This window comes from Chryseobacterium cucumeris, assembly GCF_001593385.1.
Taxonomy (GTDB): Bacteria; Bacteroidota; Bacteroidia; order Flavobacteriales; family Weeksellaceae; genus Chryseobacterium; species Chryseobacterium cucumeris.
In genome coordinates this window covers 89,368-106,716 of sequence record NZ_LUVZ01000012.1, presented here as the reverse complement: position 1 = coordinate 106,716, position 17,349 = coordinate 89,368, and the positions used below count along the sequence as shown (strand labels likewise).

Annotated in this window: 17 protein-coding genes and 5 tRNA genes; 17 read left to right on the top strand and 5 right to left on the bottom strand. The window is 34.2% G+C overall.

What is annotated here, in order from left to right; genetic code table 11:
- From A1704_RS09350 to A1704_RS09340, 3 genes are all read left to right on the top strand, one after another.
- Positions 1-621, top strand: a complete 621-nt coding sequence (locus A1704_RS09350; protein ID WP_228432366.1) for a Crp/Fnr family transcriptional regulator — start codon at positions 1-3, stop codon at positions 619-621.
- A 343-nt stretch (positions 622-964) separates the two neighbouring features.
- Positions 965-1,933 (top strand): quinone oxidoreductase family protein, encoded by a 969-nt coding sequence (locus A1704_RS09345; protein WP_062672739.1) that lies wholly within the window; start codon positions 965-967, stop codon positions 1,931-1,933.
- A gap of 207 nt (positions 1,934-2,140) precedes the next feature.
- A complete protein-coding gene (locus A1704_RS09340) occupies positions 2,141-3,523 on the top strand; it encodes a tetratricopeptide repeat protein (RefSeq protein WP_062672737.1) in 1,383 nt (460 codons plus the stop codon).
- Between the two features lie 45 nt (positions 3,524-3,568).
- Here the strand turns inward: A1704_RS09340 and A1704_RS24645 are convergent, their stop codons facing one another.
- From A1704_RS24645 to A1704_RS09320, 4 genes are read right to left on the bottom strand one after another with little or no spacing between them, the layout of a single operon-like run.
- Positions 3,569-4,435 (bottom strand): hypothetical protein, encoded by an 867-nt coding sequence (locus A1704_RS24645; RefSeq protein ID WP_062672735.1) that lies wholly within the window; start codon positions 4,433-4,435, stop codon positions 3,569-3,571.
- A gap of 47 nt (positions 4,436-4,482) precedes the next feature.
- Positions 4,483-5,361 carry a DMT family transporter gene (locus A1704_RS09330; RefSeq protein ID WP_062672733.1) on the bottom strand — a complete coding sequence of 293 codons (879 nt, stop codon included), beginning with the start codon at positions 5,359-5,361 and terminating at the stop codon, positions 4,483-4,485.
- Positions 5,348-6,001 (bottom strand): leucyl/phenylalanyl-tRNA--protein transferase, encoded by a 654-nt coding sequence (gene aat / locus A1704_RS09325; protein WP_062672732.1) that lies wholly within the window; start codon positions 5,999-6,001, stop codon positions 5,348-5,350. Before aat ends, A1704_RS09330 begins: the two co-directional genes overlap by 14 nt.
- Before the next feature lie 59 nt (positions 6,002-6,060).
- Positions 6,061-6,438, bottom strand: a complete 378-nt coding sequence (locus A1704_RS09320; RefSeq protein WP_062673742.1) for a DUF3127 domain-containing protein — start codon at positions 6,436-6,438, stop codon at positions 6,061-6,063.
- A gap of 178 nt (positions 6,439-6,616) precedes the next feature.
- Here A1704_RS09320 and A1704_RS09315 point away from each other — a divergent pair.
- The 13 genes from A1704_RS09315 (at position 6,617) to A1704_RS09255 (ending at position 15,471) form a co-directional block, all read left to right on the top strand.
- A tRNA-Leu gene (locus A1704_RS09315) sits at positions 6,617-6,698 on the top strand.
- A gap of 4 nt (positions 6,699-6,702) precedes the next feature.
- Positions 6,703-6,778: transfer RNA gene (locus tag A1704_RS09310), tRNA-Gly, on the top strand.
- Between the two features lie 6 nt (positions 6,779-6,784).
- Positions 6,785-6,868: transfer RNA gene (locus tag A1704_RS09305), tRNA-Leu, on the top strand.
- Between the two features lie 120 nt (positions 6,869-6,988).
- Positions 6,989-7,070: transfer RNA gene (locus A1704_RS09300), tRNA-Leu, on the top strand.
- Between the two features lie 75 nt (positions 7,071-7,145).
- Positions 7,146-7,229 (top strand) — tRNA-Leu (locus tag A1704_RS09295).
- 189 nt (positions 7,230-7,418) lie between these two features.
- Complete coding sequence (locus tag A1704_RS09290; protein WP_062672730.1) at positions 7,419-7,754, top strand: NHLP leader peptide family RiPP precursor; 336 nt, start codon at positions 7,419-7,421, stop codon at positions 7,752-7,754.
- Between the two features lie 139 nt (positions 7,755-7,893).
- Positions 7,894-9,852: an adenylate/guanylate cyclase domain-containing protein gene (locus tag A1704_RS09285; RefSeq protein ID WP_062672728.1), complete on the top strand. Its 1,959-nt coding sequence runs from the start codon at positions 7,894-7,896 to the stop codon at positions 9,850-9,852.
- Positions 9,853-10,506: 654 nt separating this feature from the next.
- Positions 10,507-10,893, top strand: a complete 387-nt coding sequence (locus A1704_RS09280) for an NHLP leader peptide family RiPP precursor (protein WP_202967941.1) — start codon at positions 10,507-10,509, stop codon at positions 10,891-10,893.
- A gap of 174 nt (positions 10,894-11,067) precedes the next feature.
- Complete coding sequence (locus A1704_RS09275) at positions 11,068-11,982, top strand: hypothetical protein (protein WP_162268225.1); 915 nt, start codon at positions 11,068-11,070, stop codon at positions 11,980-11,982.
- Between the two features lie 135 nt (positions 11,983-12,117).
- Entirely contained in the window at positions 12,118-12,489 is a 372-nt protein-coding gene (locus A1704_RS09270; protein WP_062672722.1) for a hypothetical protein, read from the top strand.
- Positions 12,490-12,547: 58 nt separating this feature from the next.
- Entirely contained in the window at positions 12,548-12,922 is a 375-nt protein-coding gene (locus A1704_RS09265; protein ID WP_062672720.1) for a hypothetical protein, read from the top strand.
- A gap of 243 nt (positions 12,923-13,165) precedes the next feature.
- The gene (lanM, locus tag A1704_RS09260) at positions 13,166-14,653 is read left to right on the top strand and encodes a type 2 lanthipeptide synthetase LanM (RefSeq protein WP_062672718.1); all 1,488 of its coding nucleotides are present in this window, start codon (positions 13,166-13,168) and stop codon (positions 14,651-14,653) included.
- A gap of 29 nt (positions 14,654-14,682) precedes the next feature.
- Positions 14,683-15,471, top strand: a complete 789-nt coding sequence (locus A1704_RS09255; RefSeq protein ID WP_082798750.1) for a DUF5694 domain-containing protein — start codon at positions 14,683-14,685, stop codon at positions 15,469-15,471.
- A gap of 244 nt (positions 15,472-15,715) precedes the next feature.
- On the opposite strand, the gene A1704_RS09250 is transcribed toward A1704_RS09255, so the two are convergent.
- Positions 15,716-16,474 (bottom strand): response regulator transcription factor, encoded by a 759-nt coding sequence (locus A1704_RS09250; protein WP_062672716.1) that lies wholly within the window; start codon positions 16,472-16,474, stop codon positions 15,716-15,718.
- Positions 16,475-16,725: 251 nt separating this feature from the next.
- On the opposite strand from A1704_RS09250, the gene A1704_RS24175 reads away from it, so the two are divergent.
- Positions 16,726-17,328, top strand: a complete 603-nt coding sequence (locus A1704_RS24175; RefSeq protein WP_062672714.1) for a hypothetical protein — start codon at positions 16,726-16,728, stop codon at positions 17,326-17,328.
- Positions 17,329-17,349 lie beyond the last annotated feature (21 nt).

The window sequence follows — 17,349 nt, the reverse complement described above, 5'->3', positions numbered from 1 at the left end:
ATGAAGAGCGGACAAACAGTCCGTTCTTTTTTTATACCAGAAATGTTTGAACATATTAAAAACAGATTTCCTTTCCCTAAAGAAAAGTGGAGAAAATTTCTGGGCAGCTTCCAGCGTATGAATGTTCCTGCCAAGACTTTGCTTTTAAAAGAAGGTGAAGTTTCCTGCAATGCCTATTATCTTGAAAAAGGGATGGTAAGAGCCTGGTATAATAATGACGGAAAAGATGTTACCTTTCAGTTTTTCCCTGAGAACACAATGTTTTCCTCTCTTGAAAGCTTTAAAAAAGGTTTACCAAGCATGGTTTCATTTGAGACCATAGAACCCTGTATTTTATACAAAATTAATAAACCTGATGTGGAAGCTTTTCTGGAAGAAGTTTACGAAAATCCGGAGCTTAGAAATCTTTTTATGGATGCTCTTTTCGAAAGGGTATTCGATTATATGAAACATTTCTTTTCATTCATTAAGGATACTCCGCAGCAGCGATATCTGAATTTAGTTAAACAAAAACCTGAGATCATCAAAAGAGTTCCCCAGCATTATATTGCTTCCTATCTTGGCATTACTACTGTACATCTCAGCAGAATCAAAAGCAAAATATTGAAAGAAGGACTTTAAGAGGATGGAAGATGGAAGCCAGAAGCTGGATATTTAAAAAGACACCGCATTACTTTGTATTTGTCCTGTTTAAATTTTAAACGCGATGTTCGCGAAGAATAATAAAAATGCTCGCAAAGGTGTTCCACTCATCAAGGGTAGCTATTCTTTGCTGAACGAAATGTCCTTGTGAACAAATAATAATAACAATATCATGTTTCCTAGCGATTGCTGCGTTTGTTAACTCTGTTACCGGCTTTATAAAGTCCCAACCTCCCGCTTCCAGCTCCCTTTTCCAAACTGATAACAAATGTTATCGCTTCACAGCCTTCTACACTCCTAATTTTGTATAAAAATTAAAAGAATGAAAGCAGCCGTAGTATTTGCAAAAGGAAGCATTCCTCAATATGCAGATTTCCAGGAGCCTGAAGTACAGGAAAATGAAATTTTGATTTCAGTAAAAGCCGCATCAATTAAAAATCTCGACAGAGCCAGAGCAGGTGGAAATCATTATTCAACAGAAAATCAGAAACACCAGCCAGCGGTTATCGGAACAGACGGCGTAGGATATCTGGAAAACGGAAGTAAAGTCTATTTTTTCAGCAAAAAAGGGACTGTATCCGAAAAAGCTGTAGCAGATAAAAAGATGATCATTCCAATTCCTGAAGGACTTGATTTTTCTCTGGCTGCAGCATTGCCCAACGCCGTTATGGGCTCAGCAATGGCATTAAAGTTCAAAGCAGGAATACAGCCTGGAAATACTGTACTGATTAATGGAGCAACAGGAATTACAGGCAGAATGGCTGTCCAGATCGCCAGATTATATAGAGCACAGAAAATTATTGTTACCGGAAGAAATGAAGAATCTTTGCAGTCTTTACTTGAACTGGGTGCTGATGAGATCGTTTCTCTAAAATTGGAGGACAATGATTTTAAACAAAAAATAAAAGAAATTCATCAGGAAACACCGATAGATATTATCATAGATTATGTCTGGGGTCATTCTGTAGAAATGATTTTGTCTGCTTTCAAAGGAGACGGAACCTTTTCCCATAAGACAAAGCTTGTAACGATAGGAGGAATGAGCGGGGATACCATTCAGCTGTCTTCTCAGATCCTCAGAGGAACTGATATTCAGATTTCAGGATCAGGATTGGGAAGCTGGACAAAAGAAGAATCAGCGCTACTTTTTTCGGAAATTATCCCGGAAATGTTTCAGGCAGCAGTTGAAGGGGAAATTAAAATGGAAACTCACGAAGTTGATATTAAAGATATCGAAACCATATGGAACGCTGAAATAGAAAGCGGAAAACGTCTGGTCATAAGAATTTAACCCCAATTTCCGTTTTTTTATCCACAATCCTTTTATCGGTTTTCTTTTTTTACTATTTTTATAATAGAAATTTATGAAATGGAATATTCAAAAAAAAGTTGCAACTTTGCATAAATATTTGAATATCAGTTTCAGATGTATTATTAACTAAACGTTTGCCGAGGTTTGTAAGCAAATTCAAGCGTTGGGCCGACAAAGAGGACACTATTGGAAGAGTATTTTGGAAATGAACTTGTAAAAAAGTTCGAGGAAATGATGGAAAACAATGACGAATTCTACTTCGATACCGAAGAGTTAGAAGACATTATTGTTTATTATTTGGAGCTTGGTGACTTTAATTACGCTGACATGGCTGTTAATTATGGGCTAAAGCTTCATCCCAATTCGTTGGATATCAAGATCAAAAGACTTGAGATCCTTCTGGAGTGGGAAGAGTATAATACGGCGAAAGAACTTATTGACGAACTGAAAGGTGCTTCTATGGAGCATACAGACTTTTTGGTTTGCTACGCCAAGTATTATTCGAACCTAGGAAATCCCAGAAAATCCATTGAAATCTGTAAAAAAGCTTTGACATTAGAGGAAGAAGAAAACTTTCTCCACAACTTTATTGCGGATGAATATGTGAATCTCGGAGATCCTTTTAACGCTCTTAAACATTACAGAAAAGCACTGAAAGAAGATCCTACGGATGAATATTCGCTGGAAAACTGTATGGTGTGTTTCAGTGACCTGAATAAGAGTGAGGAGGCTATTGCCTTTCTTAATGAATATTTAGATGAATTCCCTTATTCTGAAACCGCCTGGTTTGAATACGGTCAATTCTATTTCAACAGAAAAAATTATGATGAAGCGATAAGAGGCTATGACTATTTACTGGCAATCAACTCAAACTCTGTAGGAGTATATGCCAATAAAGCAGCCTGTTATGAAGCTTTGGGACAATACCAGAAGGCCATCGAAACTTATGAAGAAATGCTGGAGCTGGAATATACAAAAGCATTTACTTTTTATAAGATCGGATTATGCAACAAGGCTTTAAAACAGCCTATTTTAGCTTTAAATTCATTCCAAAAATCATTGAGAGAAGACCCTCAGTTTTATCTTGCGATGATGGAACAGTCTTATCTTTATGAAGAAATGGGAGGAATGTCTGAAGCATTACATTTTGCCAAAGAAGCTACCCAGCTGAATGAAAACAATCTTGACTATCAGAAGAGACTGGCGTTTTTATTCATCGATTCGGGGAAGTTTGAAGAAAGCCTTTCTTGTCTTAAAAAACTGGTGGATGCTGAACCTTCAAGGTTCTACAACTGGTATGCCTATTCAGAAGTTTTAATGTTAGTAGGAGAGTATGAAGATGCGGTAACAGTCTTGAACAGAGCCATTAAAAAACATCACAGAGCCGAGCTGTTTTATCAATTGAGCAATTGTTTTTACAATCTGAAAGAACAGGATAAAGGAATGGAATCTCTTCAAAAAGCATTGGAACTTGATCCTTCTTTAGCTAAGGATATGCAGAAAAAATATCCTTTCATTAAAGACGAAGTGAAAAAGGTCAAGGCCAATAAAGTGAAGAAAAAGAACTAGATGTCTCTAACAAATAACAGAAAACCTGCAGAAATGCAGGTTTTTTTATTGATAGTTGTATTCGTAGAAAAATTTATCCGGAACACTGGTATTTGCATTTCCATTCACATCAAGAGATTGTCTGCTTTCTTCAGATGGATAACCGGCAGTATTAAAAGTAGTTGTATACTTGTGAGACGTTGTTCCGGTTGCTGTTCCTCCTCCGGCAGTCGTATTGGTAAACTCTCCTTTATAAGTGCTTAAGCTGTTCTTAATATTCGAAAATAGCATGCTTATCCCATCACTGCTTTCATTTCCATTGAATATGATTTTGTCAAAACCTTTGACATTTTTGAAAGGATAGTTCTTATCAGTATAGGTATAAGTCTCTTTTTCTGTATAATTAACCGTATTTCCATTGACGATTCCGGTTCCTGATCCTACGTTACTTACCATATTTCCATTGCTGTACGTAAATACACTGTTGATCGTATAAGAACCGGTAGTTCCTGAATTCGTCTGTCTTTTTACATTGATTTCCGTATTGCTGGTATAGTTATAAGTAAATGCAACCGTATTCTGTACAGTTCCGGTAGTGGAATATTCCTTTATGACAGCCGAAGCCATGCGCCCATTAGAATATCCATATTCTACAGAGCTTTCAAGAACATTATTTTCGTAATGTTTAATCCCGGAAACATAATCATCGGTATAAGAGAACTCCACTCTTTGTCCATGATTAATGTTGTTAATCATACTGATGATTTTGGTTCCGTTGTAATTGATTTTCATTACAATACCGTCCATCGTCATCTTAGTGGGAAGAATTACGCTTTGATTAGACGGATCACTGTTGTCAAAAGGAGTGTCATCAGAGTTGGAACAAGAAAGTGTAGATAAGGCTATAGCCCAAAAAAGTAGAAGTTTTTTCATAGTTATAAGTTAAATCATCCAAATATAATTTAATTTATAATATGATTTTATTTTTTTGTATTTGTTCTTAAAAATATGAGTCCGGCAATAATAACTCCGGCTCCTATAAATTGTAAATAAGTGAGTTTTTCACCATCAATGATTCCCCAGATAATTGCAACGATTGGCATTACCAAAGTAACCGTTGAAGCAAAAAGAGGAGAGGAAACTTTCAGCAAACGATAATTCATCATCATTGCCAATCCGGTTCCGAAAACAGATAAAAGGCTGACAAACATAAGTCCCATCAGATTATCCTTTGAAAAGCTGAACTCTGAAAAGAATCCTGTGCCTGTTAAGGCGATAATGGACGGAAGTAATAAAACAAATGAGAAAACAAAAGCAGATAAAACCGTGGAAGATACCTCCATTAGTCTGGATTTCACGGTCGTTGTGCTCATTGCGTAGCATAAAGTAGCCAATAAAAGCAACAGAATCGGGATCATTTTCAATTCTCCGCTGTCTCCGCCTCCAAATGCGAGGATACAGACTCCGGTGAAGCTTATTAATGTGCCCACAATTTGTTTTTTAGTTGTTTCGAACTTCCATACCAAAGCTCCAACAATAATGACGAAAATAGGCATCATGGAGTTGATAATCCCTGCAATACTACTGCTTATTTCGGTTTCAGCAATCGGAAACAGAAACATGGGGATGAAGTTTCCGGTGAAAGCAGCCAGAATCAACCATTTCAAATGTTTTTTAGGGAAAAGTTTGTAATTGGAAATAGCAACCGGAAGCAGAATAATGCCGGCAATAAGAACTCTTAAAGATCCAACCTGAAACGGATTGAAGTGTTCCAGTGATTTTTTGATTAAAATAAAGGATGATCCCCAGATAATGCTGAGGACAACCAGAAGAACCCACTTTTCTTTATCTGCGTTCATTATTTTCGTGTAAGATTTTTAGAAATTCTTTTTTGGGAATCATTTTTGCCCCCAAACTCTCCAAATGTTCGGTATGTGACTGACAGTCAATTATTTCAATATTTTTCTTGTTGCTTTCCACAAAATTGATAAATCCTGCCTTTGAAGCATTACTTACCTTAGCAAACATACTTTCTCCGCAGAATACATTTCCAATCTGCAATCCGTAAAAACCCCCTACAAGTTCTTCATCCTGCCACACTTCAATGCTTTTGGCTAGGCCGTATTCATGGAGTTGAACAAAAGACTCCATCAGTTCATCAGAAAGCCATGTGCCTGACTGCCCTTTTCTGGTGGCTTGCTGGCAGTTCCTGATGACTTCCCTGAAATTCTTATTCTCAGAAAAAGTAAAAACATTCCTATTTAAGATTTTTCTCATTGATTTTGAGATTTTTAATTCTTCAGGAATAAGAACAAATCTTGGATCTGGACACCACCAAAGGATCTCCTCTCCGGGATTGTACCATGGAAAAATGCCCAGCTGATAAGCAAACCAAATACGTTCTACAGACAGGTCGCCACCAAAAGCAACCACTCCCTCATGACCATCATAAAGCTCAGGGTCAGGAAATGAAATCTCGTTTTTGTCTAATCGGACCATTTTTAGAAAAAAAATCCCACTTCAAAAAGCAGGATTTATATTTGATCTTTATTCTTTAATTAGAAAGGTAAATCATCATCGTCGTCTCCGGCAAACGGATTCTCATTAGAAACTGGAGATGCAGATTGCTGTGGCATCGCCTGAGTAGGTTCTGCAGCATTGTCAGAAACTTTTTCTACTCTCCACCCTGTAATAGAGTTGAAGTATTTAGTTTCACCCTGAGGAGAAACCCATTCTCTCCCTCTGATGTTGATTCCTACTTTTACGTTTTCTCCTTCTTTAAGATTATCTAATAAACTGATTTTATCAGATAAAAATTCTATGTTTATCGGCTGTGGATACTGTTCTTGGGTCAAAATAACCATTTCTCTTTTTTGAAACCCGCTCGCAAATGTTTGAGCATCAAAAAGTTTCTTTACCGTTCCTTGTAATTCCATATCGTAAATATTAACGATGTAAAAGTAAGAAAATGAAATGTAATAAAAGAAGGCGTGAAAAAAAAATATGGAAATTTTATTTTTTTTTCCTGAAAAGTTTGGTAGTAAAGGAAATTGTCCTATATTTGCACTCACAAAAACGAAGCAAGCTCTTTAAAACTTACAATATAAAAAACCAGCGGATGTGGTGTAATTGGTAGCCACGCCAGACTTAGGATCTGGTGCCGTGAGGCGTGGGGGTTCGAGTCCCTTCATCCGCACTATGCGAAAATAGCTCAGCTGGTAGAGCACAACCTTGCCAAGGTTGGGGTCGCGGGTTCGAATCCCGTTTTTCGCTCCACACCATGCCCTGGTGGTGGAACTGGTAGACACGCAGGACTTAAAATCCTGTGTCCGCAAGGACGTACGGGTTCAAGTCCCGTCTGGGGTACAAGACCCTCTGTAATATCTTACGGAGGGTTTTTTGTTTTAATAGAGAGTGTTCTTTAAATAAAAATCTTATATTTGTAAGAAATCAGGTTGAATCTGAGTATTCAGATCAGCAAAACCAGCGGATGTGGTGTAATTGGTAGCCACGCCAGACTTAGGATCTGGTGCCGTGAGGCGTGGGGGTTCGAGTCCCTTCATCCGCACAATTCGAAAGACTCTGGAGAGTTTTTAAGAAGGTTGGAACCCTTGGTTCGAATCTTTTTTTTTGCCCACACCATGCCCTGGTGGTGGAACTGGTAGACACGCAGGACTTAAAATCCTGTGTCCGCAAGGACGTACGGGTTCAAGTCCCGTCTGGGGTACAAAGCCCTCTGTAATGTATTACGGAGGGCTTTTTTATTTCTGTTGAATTTCTATTCAACATTTTCAGACAGAATATTTCCTCATTTTCTTTTTTTTGTCGGTTTTTTTGTCAGTTCTGTCAGTCTAAAACAAAATAAATTTACCATGCCATATTAGAACAGATACCGTTTAACAATAAAAAAAAAATTATGAATTTAATCAAAGACGAGGAAATTTTACAGTCTGTTGTAAAAAAAGCATGGAAAGATCCTGTATTTAAAAACAGTTTAATCCAGAACCCGGTAGCTACTATGGAGAATTTTTTGGGAAGTCCTATTAATTTGCCCGCAGGGAAGAATCTTGCGTTTGTGGATCAAACAGACTCTTCTACCATTTTTGTAAATATTCCGGCAGAGCCGAATATGGACAATATGGAACTAGACGAGGAACAGTTGGATATCATATCCGGCGGTGCGAATGAAGGAGACCCACCTATCTACATTAAACCAGTTAATTCTGATGGAAGCATTTTTGGTGGAGGGTAGATTGTAAGATTCTATAAATCGTGTATAATTCCTGTTTTTCAAGAATTATATACGATTTTTAATGAACCCAAAACATTGTCTGGAATTCATTTGATATACCCTATACTTACTTTATACCAATGCTATAAACCTTTTCGCTATGATAAATTATAAATACATATTGTTTTTTTGTTTTTTATTTATCGGAAATCACCCTAGAGCTTTTTCTCAGACTCATGTAAAAAAAGAGAATCACTCTACAATCAATAAAAACAAGGCAGACAGTCTTTTGAATATTGGTATAAAGAAACAGGAATCAGGAAATTTTGCGGAATCTGTAATATACTTTAATAAAAGTCTGGAGAGTTACTACGAAAATAAAGACTTTAAAAAAGCGGGAGATTGTTATAGCTATTTGGCGATTTCCTACTCTCTTCAGGGAAATTATGTTCAGTCTCTTTCATATTTTGAAAAAAGTATCTCTGAATATAAGAAATCCGGATATAAATTAGGAATATCTTCAGTTACCAATAACATGGGCGGAACTTATTATTACCTAGGTAAACTGCCTCAGGCCCTTAGCTGCTATCAGAAAGTATTGGAGTTACAGAAAGAAATTAAAGATCCGAAAATCATAGCAATAACCACTCAAAATATAGGAGGTATTTATTCTAAACTTGAAGATTATTCCAGCGCTTTGAAATATTATAAAAGGGCATATGATGTATATAAAAAAGTAAATGATGTAAAGGCTATTGCTCAGAACTTAAATTCAACCGGATCTATTCAGGTTAGGATGAAAGATTTTGATCTTGCTTATAAAAATCTAAATAAAGCCCTTAGCATTGCGAACGAACAAAATGATAAGCAGATTAAAGTAGAAGTACTCAATAATTTAGGAACTTTATTTTATAGAAAGCTGGACTATTCTAATGCTCTGGCCTATTTCAATAATACATTACAACTGGCAAAAGAAATGAACAGCCAGCAATATATAGGAGATTCTCAAATTGCTATCGGTAATATTTATATAGAACAAGGAAAAAATAATGAAGCGGTAAAACTGTGTAATAAGGGATTTGCTATTGCTCAAAAAATTGGTTCTCTCAGCTTAAAAAAAGATGCCTGTGACTGTCTGTACCAGTCTTATAAAAAATTGAACGATAATAAGAGAGCTCTTAGCTATTATGAAAAATCAAATATTTTTGAAGATAGTTTAAACTCTAAAGAAACGTCCAACAGGATGATGAATATGGAGTTTCAGAAACAGCAGTTAACGGATAGTATTGCCTATGTAAAGAGAGAACATATCATTCAGATAAAACATAAGGAAGAGGTACAGGAACAAGAAAAGCAAAGGAATATTTTCATTGTTTCTTTATGCTTTATCCTTGTTGTTGCCGGAGGTTTATGGAGCAGGCTCAATTTTGTAAGAAAATCCAGAGAAGCTCTGAGAGTAGAGAAAGATCGTTCAGAAGAGCTTTTACTGAATATTCTTCCGGAAGAGATTGCTGAAGAGCTAAAACAAAAAGGAAGCGTAAATGCCAGAGATTTTAATTTGGTATCCATTCTGTTTACAGATTTTAAATCCTTTACACAAACTGCTGAAAGGATGTCTCCTCAGAGTTTGGTAGAAGAAATTAATGTATGTTTTAGAGCATTTGATCTTATCTCTGAAAAATATCAAATTGAAAAAATAAAAACAATAGGAGATTCGTATATGGCTGCGGGAGGCATTCCGAAACCTGATCAGAATTCATTGAAGAATATTGTTTTAGCCGGACTTGAAATGCAAGGGTTTATGGCAGAAAGAAAAACTGAAAACATACAAACCAATAAGCCTGCTTTTGAAATGCGATTAGGAATTCATGCAGGGCCTATTGTCGCAGGAATTGTAGGCGTGAAAAAGTTTCAGTACGATGTGTGGGGAGATACTGTCAATACAGCCAGCAGAATAGAAAGTAATGGGATGGTAGGAAAAGTAAATATAAGCGAATCGCTTTATCACCTTATTAAAAATGAAGACTGCTTCGTTTTTGAATACCGCGGAAATATCCAGGCAAAAGGAAAAGGAGAACTTAAGATGTACTTTGTTGAAGCCAATTCGGAAAGAATATAACAGATAGTAATCATTGACAGTTTTGAAGCAAAACTTGGCAAATCTATAGAGAAACAACTTTCTATCTTTACCTTATTAAAAATGGAAGTTATCAGGAGCAGATGTTAAAAATGATAACCGTGTAAGAAGAAATAGAGCTGACAGTTTTGAAGCAAAACTTGGCAAATCTGTAGAGAAACAACTTTCTATCTTTACCTTATTAAAAAGGGAAGTTATCAGAAGCAGATGTTAAAAAAGATAACCGTGTAAGAAGAAATAGAGCTGACAGTTTTGAAGCAAAACTTGGCAAATCTATAGAGAAACAACTTTCTATCTTTACCTCATTAAAAATGGAAGTTATCAGGAGCAGATGTTAAAAATGATAACCGTGTAAGAAGAAATAGAGCTGACAGTTTTGAAGCAAAACTTGGCAAATCTATAGAGAAACAACTTGCTATCTTTACCTTATTAAAAATGGAAGTTATCAGGAGCAGATGTTAAAAATGATAACCAAGTAAGAAGAAATAGAGCTGACAGTTTTGAAGCAAAACTTGGCAAATCTATAGAGAAAATACTTTTTACTTTTACCTTATTAAAAATTGATATTATCAGGAGCAGGTGTTAAAAAAAGATAATTGACAAAAAGAAATAGAACTGACAGTTTTGAAGTAAAACTTGGCAAATCTATACAAAGAAAGCATTTTACCTTTACATCAACAAAATGGCAATGTTATGGAAGACAAAAAAGAACAAATTATACAGGCAGTTATATCTAAAGCTTGGGAAGATGCGGAATTTAGAAAAGAACTACTCTCAAACCCAATAGAAGCAATAGAAAAACTGACAGGTGTAGTAGTGGTTTTGCCTGAGGGAAAAGAGCTGGTTGTTGTTGATCAGACAGATAAATCTAAAGTGTATTTGAATATACCAGCAGAGCCTGAGTTAGAAAATACAGAACTGACAGAAGAACAATTAGAAATAATTGCAGGAGGAGGACAAATGATTTGGAAAGATTTAGCCGACTCTTTATTTCCTGCTTTTAAAAATTGTATTAAAATATAAAAAGCAATATCATGGAATGTAGAAGTCATACAAAAAGAATTGTTATCCATGACTGCGCAGAATAAATAATAGTGAGAACTTAAAAAAATAATTTTAACATGTAATTTTAATAGTATGATGGTTAGTCGGAATTTAGAAAACACTTTGGAAAGACCAATGCATTCAAAGTATTCTATGCAAACAATAAATAGTTTTCTCAAAATTATGTTTCAAAATGATGACATGCCACTGTTAAAATTGGAAAAATTAACCAGAGAAAAATTAACTGAACTTATCGATCAAGAGGTAAGAATAGAGAATGTTGAGATTACTAATGATCTATTTTTATTATTCTCTAGCCTTGCTATCGAATTACAAAAAAAAGACATAAGATCTGAAGAGACCTGTACGAAGATTAATGAATGCATGGCTAAAGTAGATCTGAATGACAATGAAAAGGCTATTTTACATATGGGTTATTTCCCAATAATGGCACTTTATCATTATAAATTGAATAATTATGAAAAATCAATTCAATACTCTCATCTAGCCATTCAAAATGATGATTATCTTTTGGGAAAATATCCTGAGTTATTCACCCATAAGACGTTGCAGATACAAAATATAATTAAAACACATCTTTTATTTAATGAAGTGGATAGAGCATTTAGTTTGTGTAATGATATGTTAAAATATTTAATTGATGGAGATCAATTTGCCTATCCTGTAGGTCATTGGACAAATAATTTTAACATTGAAAAAGAAAGTGAAGTAATTAATGTTTGTCAAACGGTAACGATCGTCGTGAAAGCTATCATCACCTTGACTAAAAATAGTGAAGACGAACAAAGGCTTTTTTCATTGGCATTTGCAGGAATTGAAGGAAAAAAAATAAAAAATCCGGAGATAAAACTCATATTACAATTCTTTGAAATGAAATTTTCCCTTTACTCATCCCAAAAATTTGATGAGGTGCAAATTAATAAATGGAAAGATAAAGTCATTGAATCAAAATATATCTCTATCCTTAAGCCCCTTTTCTCTAGTTTGTTCCTATCCATGGAAACCAACTCCAGGGGGATTATTAAAAGATATCTCTTTAGTTTTTAACTAAAAGATCACCCATCATATAAGTCATAACTATTGTCTGGAAGGCGCTTTGAAAAGCCTTCTCTGGAGCAGTGTGCGCCTTAAATAAAGAATATAAAAATAAAATAAACATTAAAACTTAAAAATTTAGAAATTATGAGTTATCAAGCCATCTCGGAAGAGAAAAAAGAACTAGTTAGAGACGTTATGTTCAAAGCTTTAAATGATGCAGCTTATAAAGCAAGATTAGTAAGTAACCCTATTGAGGCAATCAAAGAATTGCACCCGAACTTTACCCTTGGAGGAAACAAAAAAATCGCTGTTGTAGATCAGGTAGATAATGATACCTACTACATCAACCTATCATATCTTTCATATGCTCTATTTGGAGGTGATATTGAAGAATTTGAATTATCAGAAGAAGAATTAGGAATGGTTGCCGGAGGTAAAACAGTTCCAATCGGAAGCTGCCAGTTCTTAAGCTGCTTTGGTGGTAGTATAACAGAACCATCTGCAGAAATAGTATAAATCTAGATACAATAAATAAAAACAAAAAAATTAATTAACATTTAAAAATTCAAAAATTATGAGTTATCAAGCAATTTCAGAAGAGAAAAAAGAACTAGTTAGAGAAGTAATGTTTAAAGCTTTAAACGATGCAGATTACAAAGCAAGATTAGTAAACAACCCTGTTGAGGCAATTAAAGAGCTTCATTCAGATTTTACTCTTGGAGGAAACAAAAAAATCGTGGTTGTAGATCAAGTAGATAATGATACCTACTACATCAACCTATCATATCTTTCATATGCTCTATTTGGAGGTGATATCGAAGAATTTGAATTATCAGAAGAAGAATTAGGAATGGTTGCAGGTGGTAAAACAGTTCCAATCGGAAGCTGCCAGTTCTTAAGCTGCTTTGGAAACGGTTTGACTGAAGATACTGCTACTACTGAAGGTTAGTATATTCATAAAAACTGAATACATAAATAAAAAGAGAATGCACATTCTCTTTTTATTTATTTTACACCATGACTTCCTGTTAAAGCGATTGATTTTCAATTGAATATATTGAGTGTCGGGCCTGGATGAATAAAGTGTATTTAATCAAAATGGTAAAAATTTTGTCAGAGATAATAACCTTGAATCCATTTATAGAAAAGAAAAGTCTTTAAGAATGTTATAAATATTAAAAATTAATAGAAAATGACCAATTCCACTTTAAAAGAACCCACCTTTGTTGAAGAAAGAATGACATCTTATCTATGCTCTATTTATGAGAGGAATATCACAAGGATGCTGCCTGAATTTATTAGAAATAATAATGAATTAACTTTTGAAGATTTCTTTGAATATTTAATAAAAGATAACTGGCAAAACATTCGTCGTCAATTTCCTGTTTTAGAGGAGTACTTACCTCTGCAGAAAAATAAAATTCACAATCAATACACCAAGATCATTGAATCATATAAAGATTGTTCTGCAGAACTATTTGACAATATGTTAATTGAAAATGAATCTATTGCAGTTCAGGATATTAAAATAGGAGAGGGTGATTTTCATAATGGTTTTTCAACCTCTATGGTTTTTTTAGAAAATGGAAATAAACTGGTTTTCAAGCCAACCAATGCATCAATTTCTCATTCTCTTTTTTATTTCCTAGACTGGATTAATGATCATATATCCCTGGGCAATTACAAATATCAAATCCTCAATAAAAAAGAGTATCATTGGCAGGAATTTGTACTGGGAAAACCATGCAATTCAGAAAGTGAAATAAAGAGTTATTATGAAAGAGCGGGATACTTATTATGTATTCTTTATCTTTTAAATTCTACGGATTTTCATGCTGAAAACCTTATTGCTAATGGAGATACACCTGTAGTGATTGATCATGAAACTTCAATACAGCCTCAGATTTCAGAGCATCTCAGAGATAATTTCAAATCGTTTGATACTCTTAATTTAGAAAATATAGATAAGCAGGATACTGTAATTAATTGTGCGCTTTTACCTTTTGGGAATGATGCGAAATTTATTCCGGCAGGAATGTGTGGTTTGGGGTATTCAAAAAACACGCATGCCTTTGTGACCAAAAAAGAAGGTGTCAATAAGTTTACCAAAGACTGGAAAATGGAATACAAATCAGTCAAAGTAGATTATATTCAGAACAATATTCCCACATTCAACGGTAAGAATGTTTTCGTGGATGAATATTCCGATCAGTTTATCTCAGGCTTTGAAAAATGTTATAATCTGTTTCTAAGTGAAAAAGCATTTTTACTATCTGATCGTTCACCCATTCAAAAATTCAATAACCTTCCTGTAAGGTATATATGGCGTTCGACCAATGTATATGGTAAAATTTTAAATGTCATGAATTTACCCAACAATCAAAAGGACAGAAAAAAATACACCCATAGAATTGAAGATTATCTTTCCATTGCTTTTAAAGATATTCCCGAAGGCTCTGATTTACGTTTTATTCTGCAACATGAAATCGCTCAAATGTTAAGAGGAGATATTCCTTATTTTGAGGTGAATACATCATCCAGAGATTTACACACAGAATTTGGAGTCATAAAAGATTTTTTTGAGCTTAGTGCAGTAGAAAACATCGAAAGAAAATTAAACAAGCTTTCTCAGGAGGATTTAGAGTTCCAGAAGAAAGTTATATTTGAACAGCTTAGGTAGATATTTATAGTTAAACATCATTTAAAGTTATGGAAATAAGAAAAATCATATTATTAATCATCGTATTGGGTTGGTTTAATCTATTTGGACAAAAACCTAAAGTTTTGAACTTAGGTGTTTTCCATATGGGAAATACTACTGATGCCAACAAGGTAAAATACGATTCAGACAAGAACAATGTTGAGATTGATGCTATAATTAATATGCTGGCAGATTTTAAACCGACAATGATTTGTGTAGAAATCATTCCAAATAATAATGAAGAACTTAATAAAGATTATTCTAATTTTTTACATGACGGAAAATATAAGACTAAATATAAAGGAGAAGTAGAGGCATTAGCCTATCAAGTCGCCAAAGTTTCAGGGGTAAAAAATATCTATGGAATTGATGATAAAGAAACGGCAATGTACAACTATAATATTGCAGATGAGTTGAAAGATCCGGTAGACAGTTTGACTTCAAAGAATTATAAACTTAACCTTTTTAAAAAATTTGCTAAAGTGGAGAGTTTGTCAACCTTAGAAAAATTAATATTCTTCAATTCAAAAGAGACTTTAGAAGGTTTGATTAACATTAATGCGGATATATTAACGTATAGCAGTACTAAAGGAAATTTTGAAGGTGCAGATGAAGCGAGTAAATTTTATAAAAGGAATTTAAGAATATTTTCAAACTTAAACCAACTTCCTGTTACAAAAGATGATCGGGTTCTGATCATTATGGGAGCTACCCATACAGCATTTCTTAATGAGTTCCTGAAAAGAAGCCCTAAATATGAACTTGTTGATACTTCACAATATTTGAAAAAGAAATAGATCTTTATTAGAATATTTTTCCTTTCAACAGAAGATAATTCTTACTTTTTTAATAACCCAAGCTCTCCTATCCACAGGTTTTCTTTGAAACCATGGAGTATTCATTTTTAGATAAGAGATTTCTATTACTCTTAAAGAACTTTTCACCGGACTGATTTTAACATCTGAGTATATATCCAGGGAAGAAGAGCCTATATTATATTTTTATTGTCCCTGTTTATAATTATACAGGAGACATTCTTACTTAAATCAGCTTATTATTTGTAGCATATGCAATAGCCTCTGTAATGCTGCTCACCTCTAGTCTTTCAAATAGCTTTCTTCGATGGAACTTTACCGTATCCGGAGAAACAAATATAGCTTTTGCGATATCATTGATCGTAAAGCCTCTTGCACAAAGCTGTAAAATTTCAAGTTCTCGTTTGGATAAGACTGCTTTTTTTTCTGCTTCCCATATATCTTGGTCCAGCCTGTAATGATAGACTTTATTTTCTCCGTTTTGATATATTTTAATATTCCCCGAGTCTCTCTCTGAAGAAATGGAAATAAGACATACTGCCTTCCATATTTTTCCATCCTTATTAAGAAATAAAGGCGTTAATTTTTGATTAACTAAAATCTTTTTATTTTCCTTGTTTATAATATGAAAATCATAAGAAATGGTATAATCCAGCCTTTTTTCAAGAGGAATCTTATCATAAAAATCAAATCCTACAGAATTGATCTTTAACAAGAGTTCCAGGTCCTTTTGAGGAACATATTTAAAATAAAAAGCATATCCCATCTCCAGTACTTGCTCTGGAGTATTGCCACAAAGAAAAAGCGGGTTGTCCGAAACATATTCAAACCCCTGCTTCATATAGTCAATTACATAAATACTTGTGTAGGTGGCTCTTGAAAATGCCTTAATCGATTCCAGATAACTGAATTGTTGTTCCTTCTCCTCTTCCGTTACGCTGCTTATTGTATTCCTATGATTAAAGAAAGAATCCTTTTCATCCATGCTTATTTTGTCAGTTTTATACAAAAATAATATAAAATGAACATAATATATGGTATTACGGTATAAAATTTTTCTTTTTCACATTAAATCATGGTTATTTATTTAAATCCCTAAATAGGGATTAAGTTTTTATAAAGAAAACTCAGATGACTACACCAAAGTGTAGTTGTTTGGCTTTCAGTTGAATACTACAATATGGTGTAGTGGAATTGACATCCCTGCCAAGTAGATTTGTTAAAAACAACTAAGCCATGAGAATCACACAAAATTACTTAAACCAATTAGAGCTGGAACAGCTCGCAGAGCTAGCCCAATTTGTAGTAGAAGAAAACTTCAATCATCATTCTGATAATGTCATACCAGAAATGGAAATTCAAAATGATGTTAAAGATGTATATAATGAAGAACTAAGCTATTTCAAAAATTCTGAAATTTTTGTTGTAAAAGATACAATGGGAAGCATTCAAGGTTCTATAAGAGTAATTAAGTGGGATTATAAAACAATACTTCCTATTCAAAAGTTATTCAATATCAATCCTTTAGACGTTGGTTGTTCTCAAAACGCCTCTTCAGTATGGCATATTGGAAGATTTGCAACAAACAAAACCAATCAAGACCGTACATTGTTTAAGAGATTAATGGTCTCTGCCATTACTCCAATTTGTAATGACAAAAATAGTATTGCCTTTGCAGAATGCGACAGCAAGCTTTTAAGAGTAATGAACCTGATGGGCATAAAAGCCGATGTAATAGGCGATTCTATTAATTATCTGGGATCTGAAACAATTCCTGTATCCATGAACTATGAGGGGCTTAAAGGTTTTTATGATGCCAATAGATATCTGGTTAGCTAAAAATGAAATTACAAAACTGTT